This window comes from Nocardioides anomalus (assembly GCF_011046535.1).
Taxonomy (GTDB): domain Bacteria; phylum Actinomycetota; class Actinomycetes; order Propionibacteriales; family Nocardioidaceae; genus Nocardioides; species Nocardioides anomalus.
This window is the reverse complement of the sequence record NZ_CP049257.1, coordinates 2,647,008-2,664,939: the sequence shown is the minus strand read 5'-3', so window position 1 is coordinate 2,664,939 and position 17,932 is coordinate 2,647,008. Positions and strand designations below refer to the sequence as shown.

Genomic DNA, 17,932 nt, shown 5'->3' with positions numbered 1-17,932 from the left:
CACACCTCCACCCGACGGCGTCGCGACGCGTCGGGCCACTCGAACGGATCGTCATGACCGCACGCGCCTTCCTGGTGCGAGGACTCCTCATGGGCCTCCTCGCCGGCATCGCCACCTTCGTCGTCGGCTACTACGTCGCCGAGCCCCACATCGAGACCGCCATCAACCTCGAGGAGTCCGCGCCCGCCGCCGACGGCCACTCCCACGACGAGGCCACCGGTGGGCACACCCACGAGGAGGGCGGCACCGTCGTCTCCCGCCACGACCAGCGCACCTGGGGGCTGCTCACCGGCACCCTGAGCATGAGCGTGGTGTTCGGCGGCCTGCTGGCCCTCGTGGCGGCCGGGGTGGTCGGCCGGATCGGCACGCTGAGCGCCGGGCAGTCCACGGCCCTGGTGACCCTCATCGGCTGGGCGGCGGTGGTCCTGGTGCCGTTCCTGAAGTACCCCGCCTCCCCACCCGCCGTCGGCAACGCCGACACCATCGGCAGCCGCACGGGCTGGTACTTCCTGCTCCTCGCCCTCTCGCTGGTCGCCGCCGTCGCCTGCACCGTGCTGGCCCAGCGGCTCTGGGAGCGCGCGGGCGCCTACCCGGCGGTCGTGGCCGGCGTCGCGGCGTACGTCGTGGCGATGGTCGTCGTCGGACAGGTGCTGCCGACCGTCAACGAGCTGGGCGACTTCCCGGCGGACACGCTGTGGTACTTCCGCCGCTCCTCGCTCATCGTCACCGGCTCGATGTGGGCCGTCCTCGGCGTCCTCCTCACGGGCGCGGTGCGGCAGCTGGCCGACCGGGCGACGGCGGCCCGGGCGCGCCGCGAGCTGGCCCACAGCCTGTGAGGTCGCCGGACGCCGAGGTGCGCCGGGCCGCCGAGGAACGGCTGGCCGGGCTGGCCACACCGGCCGGCGCGCTGGGTCGCCTCGGCGACCTCGCGCTCTGGTGGGCGGCCTGCCAGGGTCAGGTGCCTCCGCGCCCGCCGGCCGACGTCCGGCTGGCGATCTTCGCCGGCGACCACGGGGTCGCCGCGCACGGCGTGAGCGCGTACCCCGCCGCGATCACCCAGGCGATGGTCGGCACGTTCGAGGCCGGGCGGGCCGGCGTCAACGCGCTGGCCCGAGCACACGACGTGAGCGTCCGGGTCGTCGACGTGTCCGTCGACAGCGAGAGCACCGGGCCGCACAAGGTGCGACGCGGCTCGGGCGCGATCCACCTCGAGGACGCGCTGAGCCCTGGCGAGACCGAGCGCGCGCTGGCGGTCGGGGAGCAGGTCGCGCGGGAGGAGCTGGCCGCGGGCGCGGACCTGCTGCTCAGCGGCGACATGGGCATCGGCAACACCACGCCGGCCGCCGCGCTGGTGGCCGCGCACCTCGGGCTGCCGGCCTCCGAGGTCGTGGGCCGCGGCACCGGCGTCGACGCCGCCGGGCTGGCCCGCAAGACCGAGGTGGTCGACGCGGCACTGCGGCGCGCGGGCGACCGCGTCGAGGACCCGGTCGAGGCCCTGACCGCGCTCGGCTCGGCCGACCTGGCCGCGGCGACGGCGTACGTCCTCACCGCCGCGCGCGCCGGCGTGCCCGTCCTGCTCGACGGGCTGATGGCCGTCGCATGCGCGCTGACCGCCGACCGCATCGAGCCGGGCGTCGCGGCCTGGTGCGCCGCGGGTCACCGGTCGACCGAGCCGGCCCAGTCGATCGCCCTCGACAAGCTCGGCCTCGAGCCGCTGCTCGACCTGGGGCTGCGGCTCGGTGAGGGCTCGGGTGCGGTGGCGGCCGTGCCGCTCGTGCGCAGCGCGGCCGCGCTGCTCAGCGACGTGGCCCTGCTCTCGGAGCTGCTCCCGGGTGGGTGACGGCTGGCGGCTCGCCGTCGGGACGCTCACCGCGCTGCCGGTCCGCTCGCCGGTGGCGCTGCGACCACGCGCGGCGCTGCTGCTCGCGCCGGTGGCCGTCCTGCCGCTGGCGGTCCCCGCCGCCCTGGTGCTGTGGCTGCTCCCGGTGCCGCCCCTGGTCGCCGGGCTGCTCGTCGTGGGCGTCCTCGCGCTCGGCACCCGGGCCCTGCACTGGGACGGGCTGTCCGACGTCGCCGACGGGCTGACGGCCTCCTACGACGCGGAGCGCTCACTCGCGGTGATGAAGACCGGGACCAGCGGACCGGCCGGCACCCTGGCGGTGGTCCTGGTCGCCGGTCTCCAGGCCGCGGCCCTCGCGGAGTACGCCGGCGCGTGGGCCGGTGCGCTCGCCGCGGGCGCGCTGATCTGCCTGTCGCGCTGTGCCCTGTGGATCGTGTGCGCCGCCGGTGTGCCGGCCGCGCGCCCGGACGGGCTCGGCGCCGTGTTCGCCGGGGTGGTCCCGCGACCGCTGTCGGTGGTCGGTGCTGTGCTGCTGTCCGTCATCGGAGGACTGGTGGTGCTCGGGTTGGTGGGGCGGGCCCGGGCCCGGATGGGAGGTGTGACAGGAGACGTGATGGGGGCGGCCGTCGAGGTCGCCCTGGCCACGACGCTGGTGGTGTGGGCGTGGGCGTTCTAGGGCGCGTCCTAGAGCACGAGCACGCGGCCGGCCACGACGAGGTGCACCTCGTCGCAGGCGGCGGCGAAGCGCTGGTTGACGGTGCCCAGCAGGTCGCGGAACAGGCGGCCCGAGCGGTGCTCGGGCACCACGCCGAGCCCGACCTCGTTGGTCACCAGGACGACGTCGTCGCCGAGCGCGGCGACGGCGGCGTCGCTGAGCGTCGTGACGTGGTCGAGCACGGTGGGGGCTGGGGCGTCCCACAGGCCGGCCTCGTCCACGACGGCGGTCAGCCAGGTGCCGAGGCAGTCGACGAGCACGGGTGCGTCGGTGGTCAGCGCGGCGGCGAGGTCGTGGGTCTCGACGGTGGTCCAGTGCGCCGGGCGGCGGGCCTGGTGGGCCGCGATGCGGGCGGCCCAGTCGGCGTCGTCGCGCGCCGGACCGGGCGCGACGTACCGCACCGCGGGCCGGTCGGCCAGCAGCGCCTCGGCGTGCGTGGACTTGCCGGAGCGGACCCCGCCCGTCACCAGGATGCGCATTGAGCGACCTCGCTCTCGGCTACGTCGCGGACCGGCTGGTCGGCGACCCTCGACGGTGGCACCCGGTGGCCGGCTTCGGGCGGCTGGCCGGCGCGCTCGAGCGGCTGACGTACGCCGACCGGCGGGCGCCCGGGGTCGGGCACCTGGCGGTGCTCGTCGGGGGTGCGGCGCTGGTCGGGCGTCGGGTGCCCGTGGCGCTGGCCACCTGGGTGGTGCTCGGCGGCACCAGCCTGGACCGCGAGGCGGCCGCGGTCGAGCGGCTGCTCGCGGCCGGTGACCTCGAGGCCGCGCGCCGCCAGGTCGGCCGGCTGGTGGGTCGGGACACGAGCGTCCTCGACGCGCACGGGGTGGCCCGGGCGGCGCTGGAGTCGGTCGCGGAGAACACCTCCGACGCCGTGGTCGCGCCGCTGGTGTGGGGTGCGCTCCTCGGGTCGCCGGGGCTGCTGGCCTACCGCGCGGCCAACACCCTCGACGCGATGGTGGGGCACCGCAGCGCGCGCTACGAGCGCTTCGGGTGGGCCGCAGCGCGCCTGGACGACGTGCTCAACCTGCCCGGCGCACGGCTCACCGCGCTGCTGGCCACGCTGCTCGGCGACGACCCCGCCGGCGCCTGGCGTGCCTGGCGCCGCGACGCGCGGCACCACCCCAGCCCCAACGCGGGTCCAGTCGAGGCGGCCTTCGCCGGGGCGTTGGGCGTCCGGCTCGGCGGCGTGAACGTCTACGCCGGACGCGCCGAGGACCGGCACGTGCTCGGCGACGGCCGCGCGCCTACCCACGAGGACCTGGCCCGGGGCCGGCGGCTGGCGAGCCGGGTGGGCTGGGCAGCGCTCGCAGCCTGCTCAGCCACGCGACTGCTCCGGCGACGTCGCTGACCTGCTCGACGCCCGGCGGGGGCGCCGGCCGGCGGACGACGACGACCGGCACGCCGAGCTCCGCGGCGGCGTCGAGCTTGGGGTGGGTGTGGTCGCCGCCGGAGTCCTTGGTCACCAGCACGTCGACGTCGTGCTCGACCATGAGCGCGCGCTCGCCGTCCAGGGTGTACGGCCCCCGGCTCAGCAGCAGCGTCCACCGCGCGGGCACCTCGGCCTCGTCGACCATCCGGGCCACCGCGACCGGCAGCCGCGCCGCGAAGGGCGCCAGCGACTGGCGGCCGACGGTGAGGAACGGCCTCGCGTACGCCGCCGCCCGCTCGGCGGCCTCCTCGTGCGAGTCGACCCAGACGTGGTCGCCGGACCAGCCCGGGCGCTGCAGGCGCAGGAGCGGTACGTCGGTGCACGCGGCCGCGGCGTGGGCGGAGATCCGCTGGGAGAAGGGGTGGGTCGCGTCGACCACCGCGTCGTGGTCGCGCGCGGCCACGCGCAGCCCCTCCACACCCCCGAAGCCGCCGATGCGCACCGCGCCGACCGGCAGCCGGGGGCGGGCCACCCGCCCGGCCAGGGACGTGGTGACGTCGTACCCGTCGGCCACGAGCGCCGCGGCGAGCTCGCGCGCCTCGCCCGTGCCGCCCAGCAGCAGGACCCTCATCGGATGCCCTCCCGCGCCAGCCGCAGCAGGCCGTCGACGTCGAGGTGCTCCTCGACCAGGTCGCCGAGCAGGTCGAGCCGCCGCTCGCGCGCGGCCGGGAACGACGCCCGGCTGGTGACGCCGAGCGCGTCGGCCAGGAAGCGCGCGCGGTACGCGTCGTCCTCCAGCGACCCGTGCACCATCGTCCCGACGACGGGGCCGTCGACCAGCGGGCCGGAGACCCGTCCGTGGTGGATCTCGTAGCCGGCGGGCTGGTGAGTGCGCAGCACCTTCTCCGCGCCGAACGTGGTGGTCAGCGCGAGCAGCCCCAGGCCCTCGGCCGTGGTCGGCGGCCCCTCGATGCCGTCCGGGTCGGCGATGGTCGTGCCGAGCATCTGGCAGCCGCCGCAGATCCCGAGCACCGGCCGCCCCGCCGCGGCGTGCGCGAGCACGGCCCGGTCGAGGCCACGCTCGCGCAGCCAGGCCAGGTCGGAGAGGGTGGCGCGGGTGCCGGGCAGCACCACGAGGTCGGCGTCGGCCAGCGCGCGCGGCGTCGAGGCGAACACGACGTCGAGGTCCGGCTCGAGGCCGAGCGCGTCGACGTCGGTGAAGTTGCTGATCCGCGGCAGCCGGACCACCGCGACGCGCGCGGTGCCCCCGGAGGAGCGGCGGCCCTCGAGGTCGAGCGCGTCCTCGCTGTCCAGCCAGACGTCGGGGTGCCAGGGCAGCACGCCGTACGTCGGCCGCCCGGTCCGCGCGGTCAGCTCGTCCAGGCCGGGCTGGAGCAGCGACCGCGCGCCGCGGAACTTGTTGACCACCCAGCCGGCGAGCAGCCGGGCGTCGTCCTCGTCGAGCAGCGCGAGGGTGCCGACGAAGGCCGCGAACACCCCGCCGCGGTCGATGTCGCCGACCACCACGACCGGCAGGTCGGCGTGCCGGGCCAGCCCCATGTTCACGTAGTCACCGCGGCGCAGGTTGATCTCCGCCGGGCTGCCGGCGCCCTCGGCCACGACCACCTCGAAGCGCGAGGCCAGGTCGTCGTACGCCGCGTGCGCGGCCCGCGCGAGGTGGGCGCGCCCGGCCTCCCAGTCCGTGGACGAGACCTCGCCCGCGGGGTGTCCCATCACCACGACGTGGCTGCGCTGGTCGCTGCCCGGCTTGAGCAGGACCGGGTTCATCGCGGCTTCGGGTTCTGCTCGCGCGGCCAGGGCCTGGACCCACTGCGCGCGGCCGATCTCGTCGCCGGCGCGGGTGACCATGGAGTTGTTGGACATGTTCTGGGCCTTGTAGGGCGCGACGTGCACGCCGCGTCGCGCGAAGGCCCGGCACAGCCCGGTCGTCACCACGGACTTGCCGGCGTCCGAGGTCGTGCCCGCGACCAGCAGCCCGCTCACCCGCCCAGCCGCCAGGTGTGCAGGACCCGGCAGTCGTGGTTGGCCCACCACTGCAGCTGGACGACCTCGGCCTTGGCCTCGACCGGCAGCGCCAGCTCGGCGCGCAGCCCGGCGAGGGTCGCGCCGGTCTCGGTGTGGTCGAGGGTGAGGTGGGGCAGCGGGTCGAAGGCGCCGGCGTACGGCGGCGTCTGCGGGAACGCCGCCACCAGTGCGGCGGTCAGCCGCGCGAAGGGTGCGGCCGGCTCCGGGGCGAGCATGAGCAGCCCGAGCGGCGTCTGCTCGAGCCGCTCGAGGGCGTAGGCGAAGGCCGGCTCCGAGGACACCACCTCGCCGACGACGGCCAGGTCCGCCGCGGTGGGAGCGCCGAGCCACGGCGAGAGCAGCGTGACATGGGCGTGCCCGAAGTCCGGCTCGGTCGAGACGAAGGACGCGTCGTACCGCTCGGTGCGCTCGCGCACGAACGGGTCGAGCTCCGGGACGGGCACGGCCAGCACCGTGTGCCCGCTCACCGCGGCGCCCGCAGCAGGAACACGTCCATCACCCAGTCGGCCTCGGCCCGGGCCGCCGCCCGCGCGTCGGCCAGCGCCGGCCGGACGTCGCCGACCCGACCGGCCACCAGCCGCTCCGAGGCGGCGCCGAGGTTCGCGCCCCACCAGATCGACCAGTCGTCCAGGCCGTCGAGCGACGCCCCCGAGGTGAGCATGACCACGACGTTGGTCTGACCCGCGGCGACGTCCTCGGCCAGCCGCCGCTCCGTCGTCACGTGGACCGGCGCGCCGACCTCGTGCAGCACGATCCCGTGCCGGGCGGCCAGCAGCTGCGGCGCCGAGATGCCGGCCACCACCTCGTAGGCCAGCCCGGTCGCCGTCACCACCCGGATCGTGGAGTCGTAGAGCGCCGGGTCGCCCCACACCAGGAAGGCCGGGTCGCCCGCGCGCGCGGCGATGGCCGAGCTCCAAGCCGCGGCCCGCGCGGCGTGCCAGTCGCGCACCGCGCCGCCGTAGTCCACCGGGTCCCGGTCCCGCGTGGGGTCGTCGACCTCGACGACCTCGAGACCGTGGGCCGCCGCCACCTCCCGGCGCACGGCGAGCAGCGGGTCGTCGGCCCCCTTGCGCGCCGCCACGACGTACGCCGACGCCCGCAGCGCCGCCGAGGCCTCGGGCGTGACGTGCTGAGGACCGCAGCCGATCCCGACGATCCGGACCACGGGAGCCGTCACTGCCGGTCCTCGAGGTCCCCCTCGAGCTCCAGGTAGACCTGCTGCATCTGGGCGACGACGTCCGCGTCGGGCTCGGCCCACAGGCCCCGGTCGATGGCCTCGTGCAGCTTCTCCACGATGCCGCGCAGCGCCCAGGGGTTCGACGTGCGCATGAACGCCTGGTTGGTCTCGTCGAGGACGTACTCCTGGGCCAGTGCCTGGTACATCCAGTCGTGCACCACGCCCGCCGTGGCGTCGAAGCCGAAGAGGTAGTCGACGGTCGCGGCGAGCTCGAAGGCGCCCTTGTAGCCGTGACGCTGCATCGCGCCGATCCAGCGCGGGTTGACGACGCGGGCGCGGAACACGCGGGTCGTCTCCTCCTGCAGGGTCCGGGTGCGCACGGCGTCCGGCGTGGTCGAGTCGCCGACGTAGGCCTTGGGGTCGGCCCCGGTCAGCGCGCGGACCGTCGCCACCATGCCGCCGTGGTACTGGAAGTAGTCGTCGCTGTCGGCGATGTCGTGCTCGCGGGTGTCGATGTTCTTGGCCGCGACCTTGATGCGCCGGTAGTTGGCGCGCATGTCGTCGGAGGCGGCGACCCCGTCGAGACCGCGGCCGTAGGCGAACCCGCCCCACGCGGTGTAGACCTCGGCCAGGTCCTGGTCGTCGCGCCAGGTCCCGGACTCGATGACCTGGAGGATGCCGGCGCCGTAGGACCCCGGCTTGGAGCCGAAGATCCGCGTGGTCGCGCGCCGCTCGTCGCCGTGCTCGGCCAGGTCGGCCCGGGCGTGCGCGCGCACGAAGTTCTGCTCCAGCGGCTCCTCGAGGGCCGCGACCAGCTGCACGGCGTCGTCGAGCATGGCCACGACGTGCGGGAACGCGTCGCGGAAGAAGCCGGAGATGCGCACCGTCACGTCGATGCGCGGCCGGCCCAGCTCCTCCAGGGAGATGACCTGCAGGTCGCGCACCCGCCGCGAGGCCTCGTCCCACTCCGGTCGTACGCCGAGCAGGGCGAGCACCTCGGCGACGTCGTCGCCGGAGGTGCGCATCGCGCTCGTGCCCCACACCGACAGCCCGACCGACTCGGGGTAGCCGCCGGTCTCCTCGCGGTACTTCTCGACCAGCGAGTCCGCCATCGCGAGGCCGGTCTGCCACGCGAGCCGGGACGGTACGGCGCGCGGGTCGACGGTGTAGAAGTTGCGGCCCGTCGGCAGCACGTTCACCAGCCCGCGCAGCGGCGAGCCCGAGGGACCGGCCGGGACGAAGCCGCCGTCCAGGGCGTGCACGAGGGCGTCGAGCTCGTCCGTTGTGCGCGCGAGCCGGGGCACGACCTGGGTGGCGGCGAAGGCCAGCACCTCCTGGACCTCGGGGGCGTCGTGCAGGGTGAGGGCGGCGGCCGGGTCCCAGCCGGCGTCCTCCATCCGCTGGACCAGGTCGTGGGCCTGCGCCTCGATCTCGTCCACGACGCCCAGGGCCTCGTGCCCCTCCTTGAGGCCGAGCGCGGCACGCAGCCCCGGGACGGCGTGGGACCGCCCGCCCCAGACCTGGGCGGCGCGCAGGATCGAGAGCACCAGGTTGACCCGGGCCTCGCCCTCGGGAGCGCCGCCGAGGACGTGCAGCCCGTCGCGGATCTGGGCGTCCTTGATCTCGCACAGCCAGCCGTCGACGTGCAGGACGAAGTCGTCGAAGGTCTCGTCGTCGGGCTGCTCCTCCAGCCCCAGGTCGCGGTGCATCTCGGCGGCGTGCATGAGCTGCCAGATCTCGCCGCGGATGGCCGGCACCTTGGCCGGGTCCATCGCGGAGATGTTGGCGTACTCGTCCAGCAGCTGCTCGAGCCGCGCGATGTCGCCGTACGACTCCGCCCGCGCCATCGGCGGGATGAGGTGGTCGACGATCACCGCGTGGGCGCGGCGCTTGGCCTGCGCACCCTCGCCGGGGTCGTTGACCAGGAACGGGTAGACCAGCGGCAGGTTGCCGAGCACCGCGTCGGTCGCGCACTGCGACGACAGTGCGGCGTTCTTGCCGGGCAGCCACTCCATCGAGCCGTGCTTGCCGAGGTGGACCACGGCGTGCGCGCCGAAGCCCCCGTCCGCCTCCTGGGCCTCCAGCCACCGGTACGCCGCCAGGTAGTGGTGGCTCGGCGCCATGTCCGGGTCGTGGTAGATCGCGACCGGGTTCTCACCGAAGCCGCGTGGCGGCTGGATGAGCAGCACGACGTGGCCGGCCCGGATGGTCGCGATCACGATCTCGTCGGCGTCGTTGACGAACAGCGAGCCCGGCGCCGCGCCCCAGGTCTCCACGATGCCGTCCATGAGCCCAGCCGGGACGTCGGCGGTCCAGCGCCGGTAGTCCGCGGCCGCGATCCGCACGTGCGCATCGGTGAGCTGGGCGCTGGTCAGCCACTCCTCGTCCTGCCCGCCGGCCGCGATGAGGGCGTGGATGAGCGCGTCGCCCGCCTCGGTGTCGTCCGCGAGGTCCAGCCCAGGCACGTCGCCCGGCTCGCCCAGGTCGTAGCCCTCGTCGCGCAACCGGCGCAGCAGCCGGATGGTCGAGACCGGGGTGTCCAGGCCGACGGCGTTGCCGACGCGGGCGTGCTTGGTGGGGTACGCCGACAGCACCAGCGCGAGCCTCCGCTCGGCCGGGGGCGTGCGCCGCAGCCGGGCGTGGTTGACCGCGATCCGCGCGACCCGCCGGCAGCGCTCGTCGTCGGCGACGTAGCGGGGCAGGCCGTCCTCGTCGATCTCCTTGAACGAGAACGGCGCGGTGATGATCCGCCCGTCGAACTCGGGGATCGCGATCTGGGTCGCCGAGTCCAGCGGCGTCACCCCGTCGACGGAGGCCTCCCACTCGGCGCGGCTGGTGGTCAGGCACAGCCCCTGCAGCACGGGGATGTCGAGGGCGGCCATCCGCTCGACGTCCCAGGCCTCGTCCTCCTCGCCGGCGCTCGCGGCCGCCGGCGTGCTGCCGCCGGCGGCGAGCACGGTGACGACCAGGGCGTCGAGCGTGCCGAGCGCGGCGTACAGCTCGTCGGGCGCGGACCGCAGCGAGCCGGCGAAGACCGGTACGCCGACCGCGTCGCCGGTCGCGTCGACCGCCTCGGCCAGCGCGTGCGCGAAGGCCTGGTTCCCGCTGGCCTCGTGGGCGCGGTAGTAGAGGACGCCGACACGGGGGAGGTCGGTGGCCCGGTCGGCCCGCTCGGCCATGCCCCAGGTGGGGATCGCGCGCGGCGGCTCGAACCCCTCGCCGGTCAGCAGCACCGTGTCGGAGAGGAAGGCGTGCAGCTGGGCGAGGTTCTCCGGTCCGCCCTCGGCCAGGTAGCGGTGGGCGTCGGCCGCCACCCCGATCGGCACCGACGAGAGCTCCATCAGCTCGGCGTTCGGCTCCTGCTCGCCGCCCAGGACGACGACCGGCATCCCGGTCGCCCGGATCCGCGTGAAGCCCGAGCAGAGGTCCTGCGGGGAGCCGAGGATCCGGCCCACGACCAGGTCGCAGCCCTCGATGACCTCGGCCATCGACTGGTGGCCCGGCCGCGCCGGGTTGGCGTAGACGTAGTCCGCGCCGGACGCTCGCGCCGAGAGCAGGTCGGTGTCGGACGTGGACAGCAACGCGATGCGCATGGTTTCTCCCGGGGTTCTCGCCCCTGTCGGCGGAGGTCCCGTGGCCAGTGTCTGGCTGTGCCGCGCGCTGACTGCTCGTGCGACTCACAGTGGCGGAACCGCCCCGGACTCGCACCGGGTTCCTGCTCCACGAGACGTGAGCCGTCAGCCTAGTCGGCCCGGGCGCCGGGGGAGCGGCCGCTCGGCGTGCGGACGACCGGGGCGCAGCTGCGACCGGCGACCGGGACCCGGGTCTACCTTCTGGTGGACCCGATGCTGACCACCGACGCGTGCACGCTGCCGACCTCCGAGCGGCCGCTGCGGCTGGCCGAGTTCGACGCACTCTTCGCCGACCACCTGGTCGGGCTCAGCGCCGAGGCCGAGGGCACCCGGATCCGGCTGCGCGGCGACCACGGTCTGGTCGACCGGGTCCGGGACCTGACCGCCCGCGAGTCCGCGTGCTGCTCGTTCTTCACCTTCGCCGCCCGCGGCACCACCACCGGCCCCACCACCGAGGTCGACCTCCTCGTGTCGGTGCCACCCGGGCGGCAGGAGCTCCTGGAGGCGCTCACCGCCCGCGCCGAGCGCGTCCAGAGCGCCTAGGGCGCCTAGGGCGCCTGGTCGCGCCGGGTCCGGGGGAGCCGCCGCTCGGCGTACGCACGGCCGGCCACGAGGTGCTCGGCGGTGATGGCCCGGGCGGCATCCGCGTCGACGCCGCCGTACCAGACGTCGTCGGGCTGCACGCTGACCACGGGCGCGTGGTTGCACGGCAGCTGGCAGCCGGTGTGGGTGATGAGGACGTCGTCGTCACCGAGGTCGTGCGCCATGCACGCCAGCACGAAGGCCTCGGCGGTCGCGTCGGAGCCGAGGGCGGTGCAGCGCGGTCCTCGGCACACGAGCAGCTGGTGCCGGTGGCGGGTGACGTCCTCCCAGGCCGCCGAGCGCAGCCCGGCCTCGTCGCCGTGCACCGGCCGGGTCTCCGCGAGCACCGCGCGAAGGTCGGCACGGTCCTGGACCAGCCGGGTCGCCACCGCCACCCGGGGTCGCGGCTCGGGCCGCTCGCGCCACCAGTGCGCGACGACCCGGCGCAGCCAGGACGCGGCGGGGGCGAGGGAGCCCAGGCTGACCCCGACCACGGTGACCTCCTCGAGGCCGGCGTCGGCGAGGCGGGTGAGCTCGTCGCGCAGCGTCGGGTCGCCTAGCTGGAGGTGCGCGACCGTGCCGCCCGCGTCGAGGGCGATCGCGGTGAGCTCGTCCTCGGCGACCACCTCACGCACCGACATCGCCACCACGAGCACCGCGGTCACGGGTCCACCTCCTCGAGCCGGTGGGACACCGGACGCCCAGCCCGCAGGAGGCTACTGCCCGTCCGGCGCGGTCAGGTCGGGCGGGGACTGCTCCCGCTCGCGCAGGCACAGGGCGACGACCACGGTGTCGTCGAGCCCGCTCTGGCTCAGCGGCCGGTCGGTGGGGATGAGCTCGCGGAGCACGTGGTCGACGAAGCCCTCGAGCCGGTCGGGGGCGCGGGAGACCACCTCGAGCAGCCGGTCCATGCCGGCGTCGAGGGTCTCGCCGGAGCGCTCGATCAGCCCGTCGGTGTAGAGCAGCAGGACCGAGCCCGCGGGCAGCGCGAACGTGGCGTCGTGGCGCCGGCGGGAGTCGCCGCCCACCCCGAGCAGCGGACCGCGGGCGTGGGGCGGGTCGAGGAAGGTCAGCTGCCCGTCGGGCAGGCGGACCAGCGGCGGCAGGTGGCCGGCCGACGACAGGGTCAGGGTCCAGGCCGCCTGGGTCGCCGGAGCGCTGCCCGGGCCGCCCGCGGCCGCGCGCGACGGCCAGTCGCCGGTGCGGCCCGACTGGAGCTCCTCGCGCTGGGAGTACGGCGTGGGCGGGCGCGGGGTGGGCGGCTCCAGGTGCAGGAACAGCGTCGAGGCCAGCCGACGCGACTCGTGGTCGGCGTCGGTGCGGACGGGCTCGGCGGAGCCGGGCAGCTGGAGCAGCTGGTCGACCTGCTCCAGCACGGCGGCGGGCAGCAGCCGGTGGGTCAGGGCGGTGGCGCGGAACAGGCCCTTCAGCTGTCCCATCGCCGCGGCGGCGTGGATGTCGTGGCCCTCGACGTCGCCGACGGCCACGCCGATGCTGTGGTCGTCGTGCTGGAAGAAGTCGAGGAAGTCCCCGCCGACCTCGGCGTCGCCGGCGCCCGGCAGGTAGCGGGCGTCGACCTCGAGCCACGGCAGCTCGGGCACCGCCGACAGCAGGCTGCTCTGCAGGGTGCGGGCGATCCGCTCCTTGCTGGCGTAGAGCCGGAGGTTCTCCAGGATCAGGCCGCTGCGGCGGCCCAGGTCGAGCCCGAGCAGCGCGTCGTCCTCGGTGAACGCCGGACGCTCGGGCGCGCGCGCCAGGACCAGCACGTCGCGCACGTGGTGGCGACCGGGCAGGGCGATGACCAGCGCCGAGGCCATCCGCAGCGAGGCGCCGACGCCGTCGCCCTGGCCCGGCTCGATCAGGTAGCCGAAGTCCTCGCCGGTGCCGGCCAGCGCCCCGGTGTCCGCGACGAGCCGGTACGGCGCGCCGTCGAGCAGCGAGCGCACGAGCCCGGTCGGAGGGACCTGCTCACGCACCTGGGCGGCGTACTGCTGGGCCGTGTCGCTCAGCGCCGGGTCCCGGTGGCGGGCCTGGTGGTCCACGACGCTGCCGGTCGCGTCGCAGTGGAAGATCATCGCGGTGTCGGCCAGCGCCGGCGCGAGCAGCCGGAGCATCCGGGCTCGCGCCTCGGCCTCGTCGAGCTGGCCGCTCAGCACCTCGGTGGCCTCGGCCAGCAGCGCCAGCCGGGCCTGGGCCTGCTCGGCCTCGCGCCGGGCGGCGTCGGCGACGGCCAGCGCACGGTCGCGCTCGCGGTCGGCCTCGACCCGCCCGCTCACGTCGGACTGCACGCCGACGAAGTGGGTGACCTGCCCCTCGGCGTCGAGGATCGGGGTGATGATCACCTGGTTCCAGAACGCCAGGCCGTCGCGGGTGTAGTTGAGCAGCGTGGTGACGATGCCCTCGCCGGCCTGCAGCGCCTCGCGGACGCGGGCCACGCTCTCCGGGTCGGTGCCCGGGCCCTGGAGGAAGCGGCAGTTGCGACCGACCGCCTCGTCGAAGCCGTAGCCCGTCGTCGTGGTGAACGCCTGGTTGACCCAGACCAGCGGCAGGTGGGGGTCGCGGGCGTCGGCGACGGTGAAGGACAACCCGGTGGCCAGCACGGCGCGGTCGCGCAGCGTCGCCTCCCGCTGGGCCAGCGCCTCGACGGCCGCGGTCGCCTCCTGCTCGTGCACTGCGAGGAACACCACCAGCGCGAACTCGTCCATCCCCGGAGCGCCGGTCATGGGTACGCCGACCACCCACAGCGGCTCGCGCTCCGCGCCCATCTCGCTGCGGCGCTGGGCGGTCACGGCCTGGCCCGGCACCGGCTCGGAGCGCAGCAGGCGGCTCAGCGGGTGCTCGGTCTCCGAGAGCACCTCGCCGCCCGGGTCGCGCAGGCCGGCGGCCTCGGACCAGGCGTCGATGCGCAGGGGGAGGCTGGTCCCGGGGGCCAGCTGCTGGGCCACGTCGTTGGCGTGGACCACCTCGCCCGCCGCCAGGTTGACCAGCAGTACGGCGGCCGGCGCGTCGCCGATCACCACGCGCAGCTCCGTCGCTGCCGACGTCATCGCCCCTCCATGGTCGTCCTCGTCCCGAGCCGAGTGGTGCGCGCAGCACCTCGACACCGCGTGCAAGTTTACGGGGCCGGACCTGGGCACCGTGCCGGGCCGGCTCGGTCCTTGGGCCACCCGACGTACCCTCGGTGCGGCGACCCGCCCCGGACCCGGGGGTCGGGCGCCTCGTCGAGGGAGTCCCGTGTCCACACCCGCGCCGCTCGTGGTGAGCCGGCACACGAGCCGCGGCGCCGACGTCCTCGCCGTGAGCGGCGAGCTGGACATCGCGACCGCGGCCGCGTTCCGCGCCGAGTTCGCCACGGTCCGCGACACCCTCCTGCCCACCCTGGTCGTCGACCTCAACGAGGTCAGCTTCATGGACTCCACCGGCGTCGGGATGCTGGTCGCGGTGCGCCGCTGGCTCCTGGCGCACGGCCGCGATCTCGTGCTGGCGTGCGCCGGAGGACAGCCCGTGAAGATCCTCCGGCTGGTCGGCCTGGACCAGGTCTGCACGATCGTGGACAGCGCCGAGGACCGGGACTGGGCCGCCGCGGGGGATTGAGACCCCTCCTCGCTGGGCAACGAGTGGGAGAGCTGGGCTCGACTTCACGCCAACACGGGTGGAATCGTCCACCCGCCCTGGGTGAAACGCTGGCTCTCGACGCCCCCGGCCGTGACTGTCGGCCGGGGGCGTCTCCCTGTCTCCAGGTGGCCACGTCCGACGCTAGCGGCGCCCACCGACAGCCACGGTGGCTCCGCACGCGGCACCGCCCGCCACCTGCCGTGCGGGTGACGGGCGGGTGACGGGCGGCGTGCTCCCTCGCGGGCGGTCAGACGCTGAGCAGCGCTACCAGGAAGGCGAGCACGGGCACGAGCCACAGCAGCGCCATGGCGATCGTGGAGCCGTGCGTCTCGATGCCCTCGCAGAACCGGTCGAGGCCGGGCCGCGAGGCGACGGCGGGTCCGGAGTGGGTGCTCATCGGCTCAGATCTCGGTGCGGCGCTCGCTGACGGACTGGGTGCCGTCGCTGTGCGTGGTGGTCGCGACGCTGTGGGCGCCGCGGGTGCGGTTGAGGCTGATCGCGGTCAGCGCCAGGATGACGACGCCGACCAGGGTCATGATCCAGCCGACCATGGTGAGGTCGACGCCGCTGATGCTGTCGGTGACGGCCAGCGCGAGGACGAGCCCCACGACGACCAGGAAGCCGCCGAAGCCGTAGCCCATGGTTGTGCTCCTTGTCTCGGTGACGGGCCTCGGGAGCCCGTCCGCTCCACAGGGCGTACCCGGCCTCCGGCGGCCGAACCCCGGGTGTGACCTGCGTCGGGGGTGCGGTCTAGAGCGATCTGGCCACTTCCTCGTCGGGTGTAACGCACGGGCCGCCCGGTGACAGGAAAAGGGACCGGTCAGGTGTCGAGCGCCCACAGCCCGAGGAGCACCTGCCGGACCTCCGCCGAACGGACCGGCCCCTCGGCCAGCGGTCGCGGCTCGCGGACCTGCGCGGCGCGGAAGCTGGCCGTGGCCATCCCGATCGGCACGGGGCGCAGGTCGGGCCGGGTGCGCAGCAGCTGCAGCCGCGTCCCGCGCCCGCCGCGCACCGGTCGCGGCGCGGTCAGGACCGTGGCCGGCGGGTGGACCCAGACCCGGCCGTCGTCGTCCTCGATCAGCTGGACCAGCTCGTCCCCGAGCGGCCAGCCGTGCGGCGCTGCGACGAGCAGCGCCTCGACGTCGCGGGGCGCGGCGCGGCCCAGCTCGGCGCGCACCAGGGCCTCGGCGGAGGCGCTCAGCCCGGTCCAGGCGGCCGAGGTGACGTGCAGGCGCTCAGCGACCACGCAGGTTGCCGCGCATCCCCTTCATGCTGGTCGGCACCGGGCCCTTGGGCAGCGGGATGGCCGAGCGCTGGGCGTCGAGCGCCTTGAGCCGGTTGAGGATGTCGGTCATCTCGGCCGGCTTGACCTCGCGGCCGAGCTTCTGCACGTGGCGCACCAGCTTGGGCAGCGGCACCTCGCCGGGGCCGTTGCCGCTGATGAGCTCGTGGATGGGGGTGTCGGCGACGACGCGCTCGTGCTTGCGTCGCTCGGTGGACATCAGCTGGCGCAGCCGGTTGGGGTTGCCCTCACCGATGAGCACGATGCCGGGCGGGCCGACGACGCGGTGCACGACGTCCTGCTGGCGGTTGAAGGCCACCGCTGGCTCGGTCTTCCACCCGCGACGCAGCATCCGCAACGCGGCCGCGGCGGCACCCGGCTGACCCTCCATCTGGGTGTACGCCGAGCGCTGGGCGCGCCGGCCGAAGACGATGAGCGCGGCCAGCGAGCCGAAGAGGAGCGCGCCGACGATGGCCAGGACGAGCCCGATCACGCCGCCGCTGGGCAGCAGGAAGTAGAAGACGACGAAGCCGAGCGCACCGACGAGCAGGAACGCGCCCAGGATCCACAGACCGATCCGGGGATCGGTCTTCTTCGACAGGCGGTAGGTGTCGCGGAACTGCTGGATCCGGCCGGTCTTCTCCGGCTCGGCCTTGGGGTTCGACATCGGGCTCTCTCTGGAACGGCTCGGGCTGCGGCTCAGCGCTCAGGCGGGGACGCCCTGGCGGGCGTCCACGGCCTGACGGTACAGCCGACCGGCGCGGTAGGACGAACGCACCAGGGGACCCGACATGACCCCCGAGAACCCGATCTCCTCGGCCTCGGCGGCCAGCTCGACGAACTCCTCGGGCTTGACCCAGCGCTCGACCGGGTGGTGGCGCAGCGACGGGCGGAGGTACTGCGTGATGGTGATCAGCTCGCAGCCCGCGTCGTGCAGGTCGCGCAGTGCCTGCGAGACCTCCTCGCGGGTCTCGCCCATGCCCAGGATGAGGTTGGACTTGGTGACCAGGCCGAAGTCGCGGGCCTGGGTGATCACGTCCAACGAGCGCTCGTAGCGGAACGCCGGGCGGATCCGCTTGAAGATCCGCGGCACGGTCTCGACGTTGTGGGCCAGCACCTCGGGGCGGGACTCGAAGACCTCACGCAGGAGCTCGGGCTTGCCGTTGAAGTCGGGGATGAGGTTCTCCACGCCCGTCTCCGGGTTGAGCTCGTGGATCGCACGCACCGTCTCGGCGTACAGCCAGGCGCCGCCGTCCTCGAGGTCGTCGCGCGCGACGCCGGTGATGGTGGCGTACTTCAGCCCCATCGTCTGCACCGACTCGGCCACGCGCCGCGGCTCGTCGCGGTCCAGCGGCTGCGGCTTGCCGGTGTCGATCTGGCAGAAGTCGCAGCGCCGGGTGCACTGGTCGCCGCCGATGAGGAACGTCGCCTCGCGGTCCTCCCAGCACTCGAAGATGTTGGGACAGCCGGCCTCCTGGCACACCGTGTGCAGGCCCTCGGACTTCACCAGGGAGTGGAGCTCGGAGTAGGCCGGGCCCATCTTGGCCCGGGTCTTGATCCACTCCGGCTTCCGCTCGATCGGGGTCTCGGCGTTGCGGACCTCGAGGCGGAGGAGCTTGCGTCCTTCGGGAGCCACCTGCGTCACGGGTAGAGCCTACGCTTGCCCCCAAC

Annotated in this window: 19 protein-coding genes and 1 riboswitch; of the genes, 6 read left to right on the top strand and 13 right to left on the bottom strand. The window is 74.9% G+C overall.

Going from position 1 to position 17,932, the window contains the following annotated elements; genetic code table 11:
- The first annotated feature begins 53 nt into the window (after positions 1 to 53).
- Genes G5V58_RS13420 through G5V58_RS13410 form a run of 3 tightly spaced genes read left to right on the top strand, consistent with a single transcriptional unit; the run spans position 54 to position 2,516 of the window.
- Positions 54 to 836 (top strand): CbtA family protein, encoded by a 783-nt coding sequence (locus G5V58_RS13420; protein WP_165233494.1) that lies wholly within the window; start codon positions 54 to 56, stop codon positions 834 to 836.
- Positions 833 to 1,840 carry a nicotinate-nucleotide--dimethylbenzimidazole phosphoribosyltransferase gene (cobT, locus tag G5V58_RS13415; RefSeq protein ID WP_165233492.1) on the top strand — a complete coding sequence of 336 codons (1,008 nt, stop codon included), beginning with the start codon at positions 833 to 835 and terminating at the stop codon, positions 1,838 to 1,840. Before G5V58_RS13420 ends, cobT begins: the two co-directional genes overlap by 4 nt.
- Positions 1,833 to 2,516, top strand: a complete 684-nt coding sequence (locus G5V58_RS13410) for an adenosylcobinamide-GDP ribazoletransferase (RefSeq protein WP_165233489.1) — start codon at positions 1,833 to 1,835, stop codon at positions 2,514 to 2,516. Before cobT ends, G5V58_RS13410 begins: the two co-directional genes overlap by 8 nt.
- 8 nt (positions 2,517 to 2,524) lie before the next feature.
- Here G5V58_RS13410 and cobU read toward each other — a convergent pair whose 3' ends face one another.
- Positions 2,525 to 3,034, bottom strand: coding sequence for a bifunctional adenosylcobinamide kinase/adenosylcobinamide-phosphate guanylyltransferase (gene cobU, locus G5V58_RS25995; protein WP_230486606.1), 510 nt, complete (start codon positions 3,032 to 3,034; stop codon positions 2,525 to 2,527).
- Here cobU and G5V58_RS13400 point away from each other — a divergent pair.
- Positions 3,034 to 3,906, top strand: coding sequence for a cobalamin biosynthesis protein (locus G5V58_RS13400; RefSeq protein WP_230486605.1), 873 nt, complete (start codon positions 3,034 to 3,036; stop codon positions 3,904 to 3,906). The genes cobU and G5V58_RS13400 overlap by 1 nt on opposite strands.
- On the opposite strand, the gene G5V58_RS13395 is transcribed toward G5V58_RS13400, so the two are convergent.
- Genes G5V58_RS13395 through cobN form a run of 5 tightly spaced genes read right to left on the bottom strand, consistent with a single transcriptional unit; the run spans position 3,803 to position 10,743 of the window.
- Positions 3,803 to 4,558 (bottom strand): cobalt-precorrin-6A reductase, encoded by a 756-nt coding sequence (locus G5V58_RS13395; protein ID WP_165233480.1) that lies wholly within the window; start codon positions 4,556 to 4,558, stop codon positions 3,803 to 3,805. The two genes, G5V58_RS13400 and G5V58_RS13395, sit on opposite strands and share 104 nt — an antisense overlap.
- The gene (locus tag G5V58_RS13390; protein WP_165233477.1) at positions 4,555 to 5,931 is read right to left on the bottom strand and encodes a cobyric acid synthase; all 1,377 of its coding nucleotides are present in this window, start codon (positions 5,929 to 5,931) and stop codon (positions 4,555 to 4,557) included. The genes G5V58_RS13395 and G5V58_RS13390 overlap by 4 nt, the downstream gene beginning before the upstream one ends.
- Positions 5,928 to 6,440 (bottom strand): 2'-5' RNA ligase family protein, encoded by a 513-nt coding sequence (locus G5V58_RS13385; protein WP_165233474.1) that lies wholly within the window; start codon positions 6,438 to 6,440, stop codon positions 5,928 to 5,930. The genes G5V58_RS13390 and G5V58_RS13385 overlap by 4 nt, the downstream gene beginning before the upstream one ends.
- A complete protein-coding gene (gene cobF / locus G5V58_RS13380) occupies positions 6,437 to 7,150 on the bottom strand; it encodes a precorrin-6A synthase (deacetylating) (protein WP_230486604.1) in 714 nt (237 codons plus the stop codon). The genes G5V58_RS13385 and cobF overlap by 4 nt, the downstream gene beginning before the upstream one ends.
- Positions 7,147 to 10,743, bottom strand: coding sequence for a cobaltochelatase subunit CobN (gene cobN / locus G5V58_RS13375; RefSeq protein ID WP_165233471.1), 3,597 nt, complete (start codon positions 10,741 to 10,743; stop codon positions 7,147 to 7,149). The genes cobF and cobN overlap by 4 nt, the downstream gene beginning before the upstream one ends.
- A 25-nt stretch (positions 10,744 to 10,768) precedes the next feature.
- Positions 10,769 to 10,897, bottom strand: a riboswitch (cobalamin riboswitch).
- A gap of 98 nt (positions 10,898 to 10,995) precedes the next feature.
- On the opposite strand from cobN, the gene G5V58_RS13370 reads away from it, so the two are divergent.
- Positions 10,996 to 11,325, top strand: a complete 330-nt coding sequence (locus tag G5V58_RS13370; RefSeq protein ID WP_165233468.1) for a hypothetical protein — start codon at positions 10,996 to 10,998, stop codon at positions 11,323 to 11,325.
- 5 nt (positions 11,326 to 11,330) lie between these two features.
- On the opposite strand, the gene G5V58_RS13365 is transcribed toward G5V58_RS13370, so the two are convergent.
- Positions 11,331 to 12,029 carry a (2Fe-2S) ferredoxin domain-containing protein gene (locus tag G5V58_RS13365; RefSeq protein WP_230486603.1) on the bottom strand — a complete coding sequence of 233 codons (699 nt, stop codon included), beginning with the start codon at positions 12,027 to 12,029 and terminating at the stop codon, positions 11,331 to 11,333.
- A gap of 51 nt (positions 12,030 to 12,080) precedes the next feature.
- On the bottom strand, positions 12,081 to 14,411 hold the full coding sequence (locus G5V58_RS13360) for a SpoIIE family protein phosphatase (protein WP_165233465.1): 2,331 nt from the start codon (positions 14,409 to 14,411) through the stop codon (positions 12,081 to 12,083).
- A gap of 187 nt (positions 14,412 to 14,598) precedes the next feature.
- Here G5V58_RS13360 and G5V58_RS13355 point away from each other — a divergent pair, with 187 nt between their 5' ends.
- On the top strand, positions 14,599 to 14,958 hold the full coding sequence (locus tag G5V58_RS13355) for an STAS domain-containing protein (protein WP_165233462.1): 360 nt from the start codon (positions 14,599 to 14,601) through the stop codon (positions 14,956 to 14,958).
- 268 nt (positions 14,959 to 15,226) lie between these two features.
- Here G5V58_RS13355 and G5V58_RS13350 read toward each other — a convergent pair whose 3' ends face one another.
- The 5 genes from G5V58_RS13350 to lipA all read right to left on the bottom strand — a co-directional run bounded on the left by G5V58_RS13350 (position 15,227) and on the right by lipA (position 17,906).
- Positions 15,227 to 15,376 (bottom strand): hypothetical protein, encoded by a 150-nt coding sequence (locus tag G5V58_RS13350; protein WP_165233459.1) that lies wholly within the window; start codon positions 15,374 to 15,376, stop codon positions 15,227 to 15,229.
- A 4-nt stretch (positions 15,377 to 15,380) separates the two neighbouring features.
- Complete coding sequence (locus G5V58_RS13345) at positions 15,381 to 15,620, bottom strand: DUF6458 family protein (protein ID WP_165233456.1); 240 nt, start codon at positions 15,618 to 15,620, stop codon at positions 15,381 to 15,383.
- Positions 15,621 to 15,799: 179 nt separating this feature from the next.
- Positions 15,800 to 16,225 carry a hypothetical protein gene (locus G5V58_RS13340; protein WP_165233453.1) on the bottom strand — a complete coding sequence of 142 codons (426 nt, stop codon included), beginning with the start codon at positions 16,223 to 16,225 and terminating at the stop codon, positions 15,800 to 15,802.
- Entirely contained in the window at positions 16,215 to 16,928 is a 714-nt protein-coding gene (locus G5V58_RS13335) for a DUF4191 domain-containing protein (protein WP_165233450.1), read from the bottom strand. The genes G5V58_RS13340 and G5V58_RS13335 overlap by 11 nt, the downstream gene beginning before the upstream one ends.
- A gap of 39 nt (positions 16,929 to 16,967) precedes the next feature.
- Positions 16,968 to 17,906 carry a lipoyl synthase gene (lipA, locus tag G5V58_RS13330; RefSeq protein WP_165233447.1) on the bottom strand — a complete coding sequence of 313 codons (939 nt, stop codon included), beginning with the start codon at positions 17,904 to 17,906 and terminating at the stop codon, positions 16,968 to 16,970.
- Positions 17,907 to 17,932: the final 26 nt, after the last annotated feature.

Coding starts and splice junctions, on each gene's coding strand:
- G5V58_RS13345 (WP_165233456.1), bottom strand. CDS start 15,620: ATGGGCTACGGCTTCGGCGGCTTCCTGGTCGTCGTGGGGCTCGTCCTC.
- G5V58_RS13395 (WP_165233480.1), bottom strand. CDS start 4,558: ATGAGGGTCCTGCTGCTGGGCGGCACGGGCGAGGCGCGCGAGCTCGCC.
- G5V58_RS13335 (WP_165233450.1), bottom strand. CDS start 16,928: ATGTCGAACCCCAAGGCCGAGCCGGAGAAGACCGGCCGGATCCAGCAG.
- G5V58_RS13360 (WP_165233465.1), bottom strand. CDS start 14,411: ATGACGTCGGCAGCGACGGAGCTGCGCGTGGTGATCGGCGACGCGCCG.
- G5V58_RS13420 (WP_165233494.1), top strand. CDS start 54: ATGACCGCACGCGCCTTCCTGGTGCGAGGACTCCTCATGGGCCTCCTC.
- cobN (WP_165233471.1), bottom strand. CDS start 10,743: ATGCGCATCGCGTTGCTGTCCACGTCCGACACCGACCTGCTCTCGGCG.
- G5V58_RS13350 (WP_165233459.1), bottom strand. CDS start 15,376: ATGAGCACCCACTCCGGACCCGCCGTCGCCTCGCGGCCCGGCCTCGAC.
- G5V58_RS13370 (WP_165233468.1), top strand. CDS start 10,996: ATGCTGACCACCGACGCGTGCACGCTGCCGACCTCCGAGCGGCCGCTG.
- cobU (WP_230486606.1), bottom strand. CDS start 3,034: ATGCGCATCCTGGTGACGGGCGGGGTCCGCTCCGGCAAGTCCACGCAC.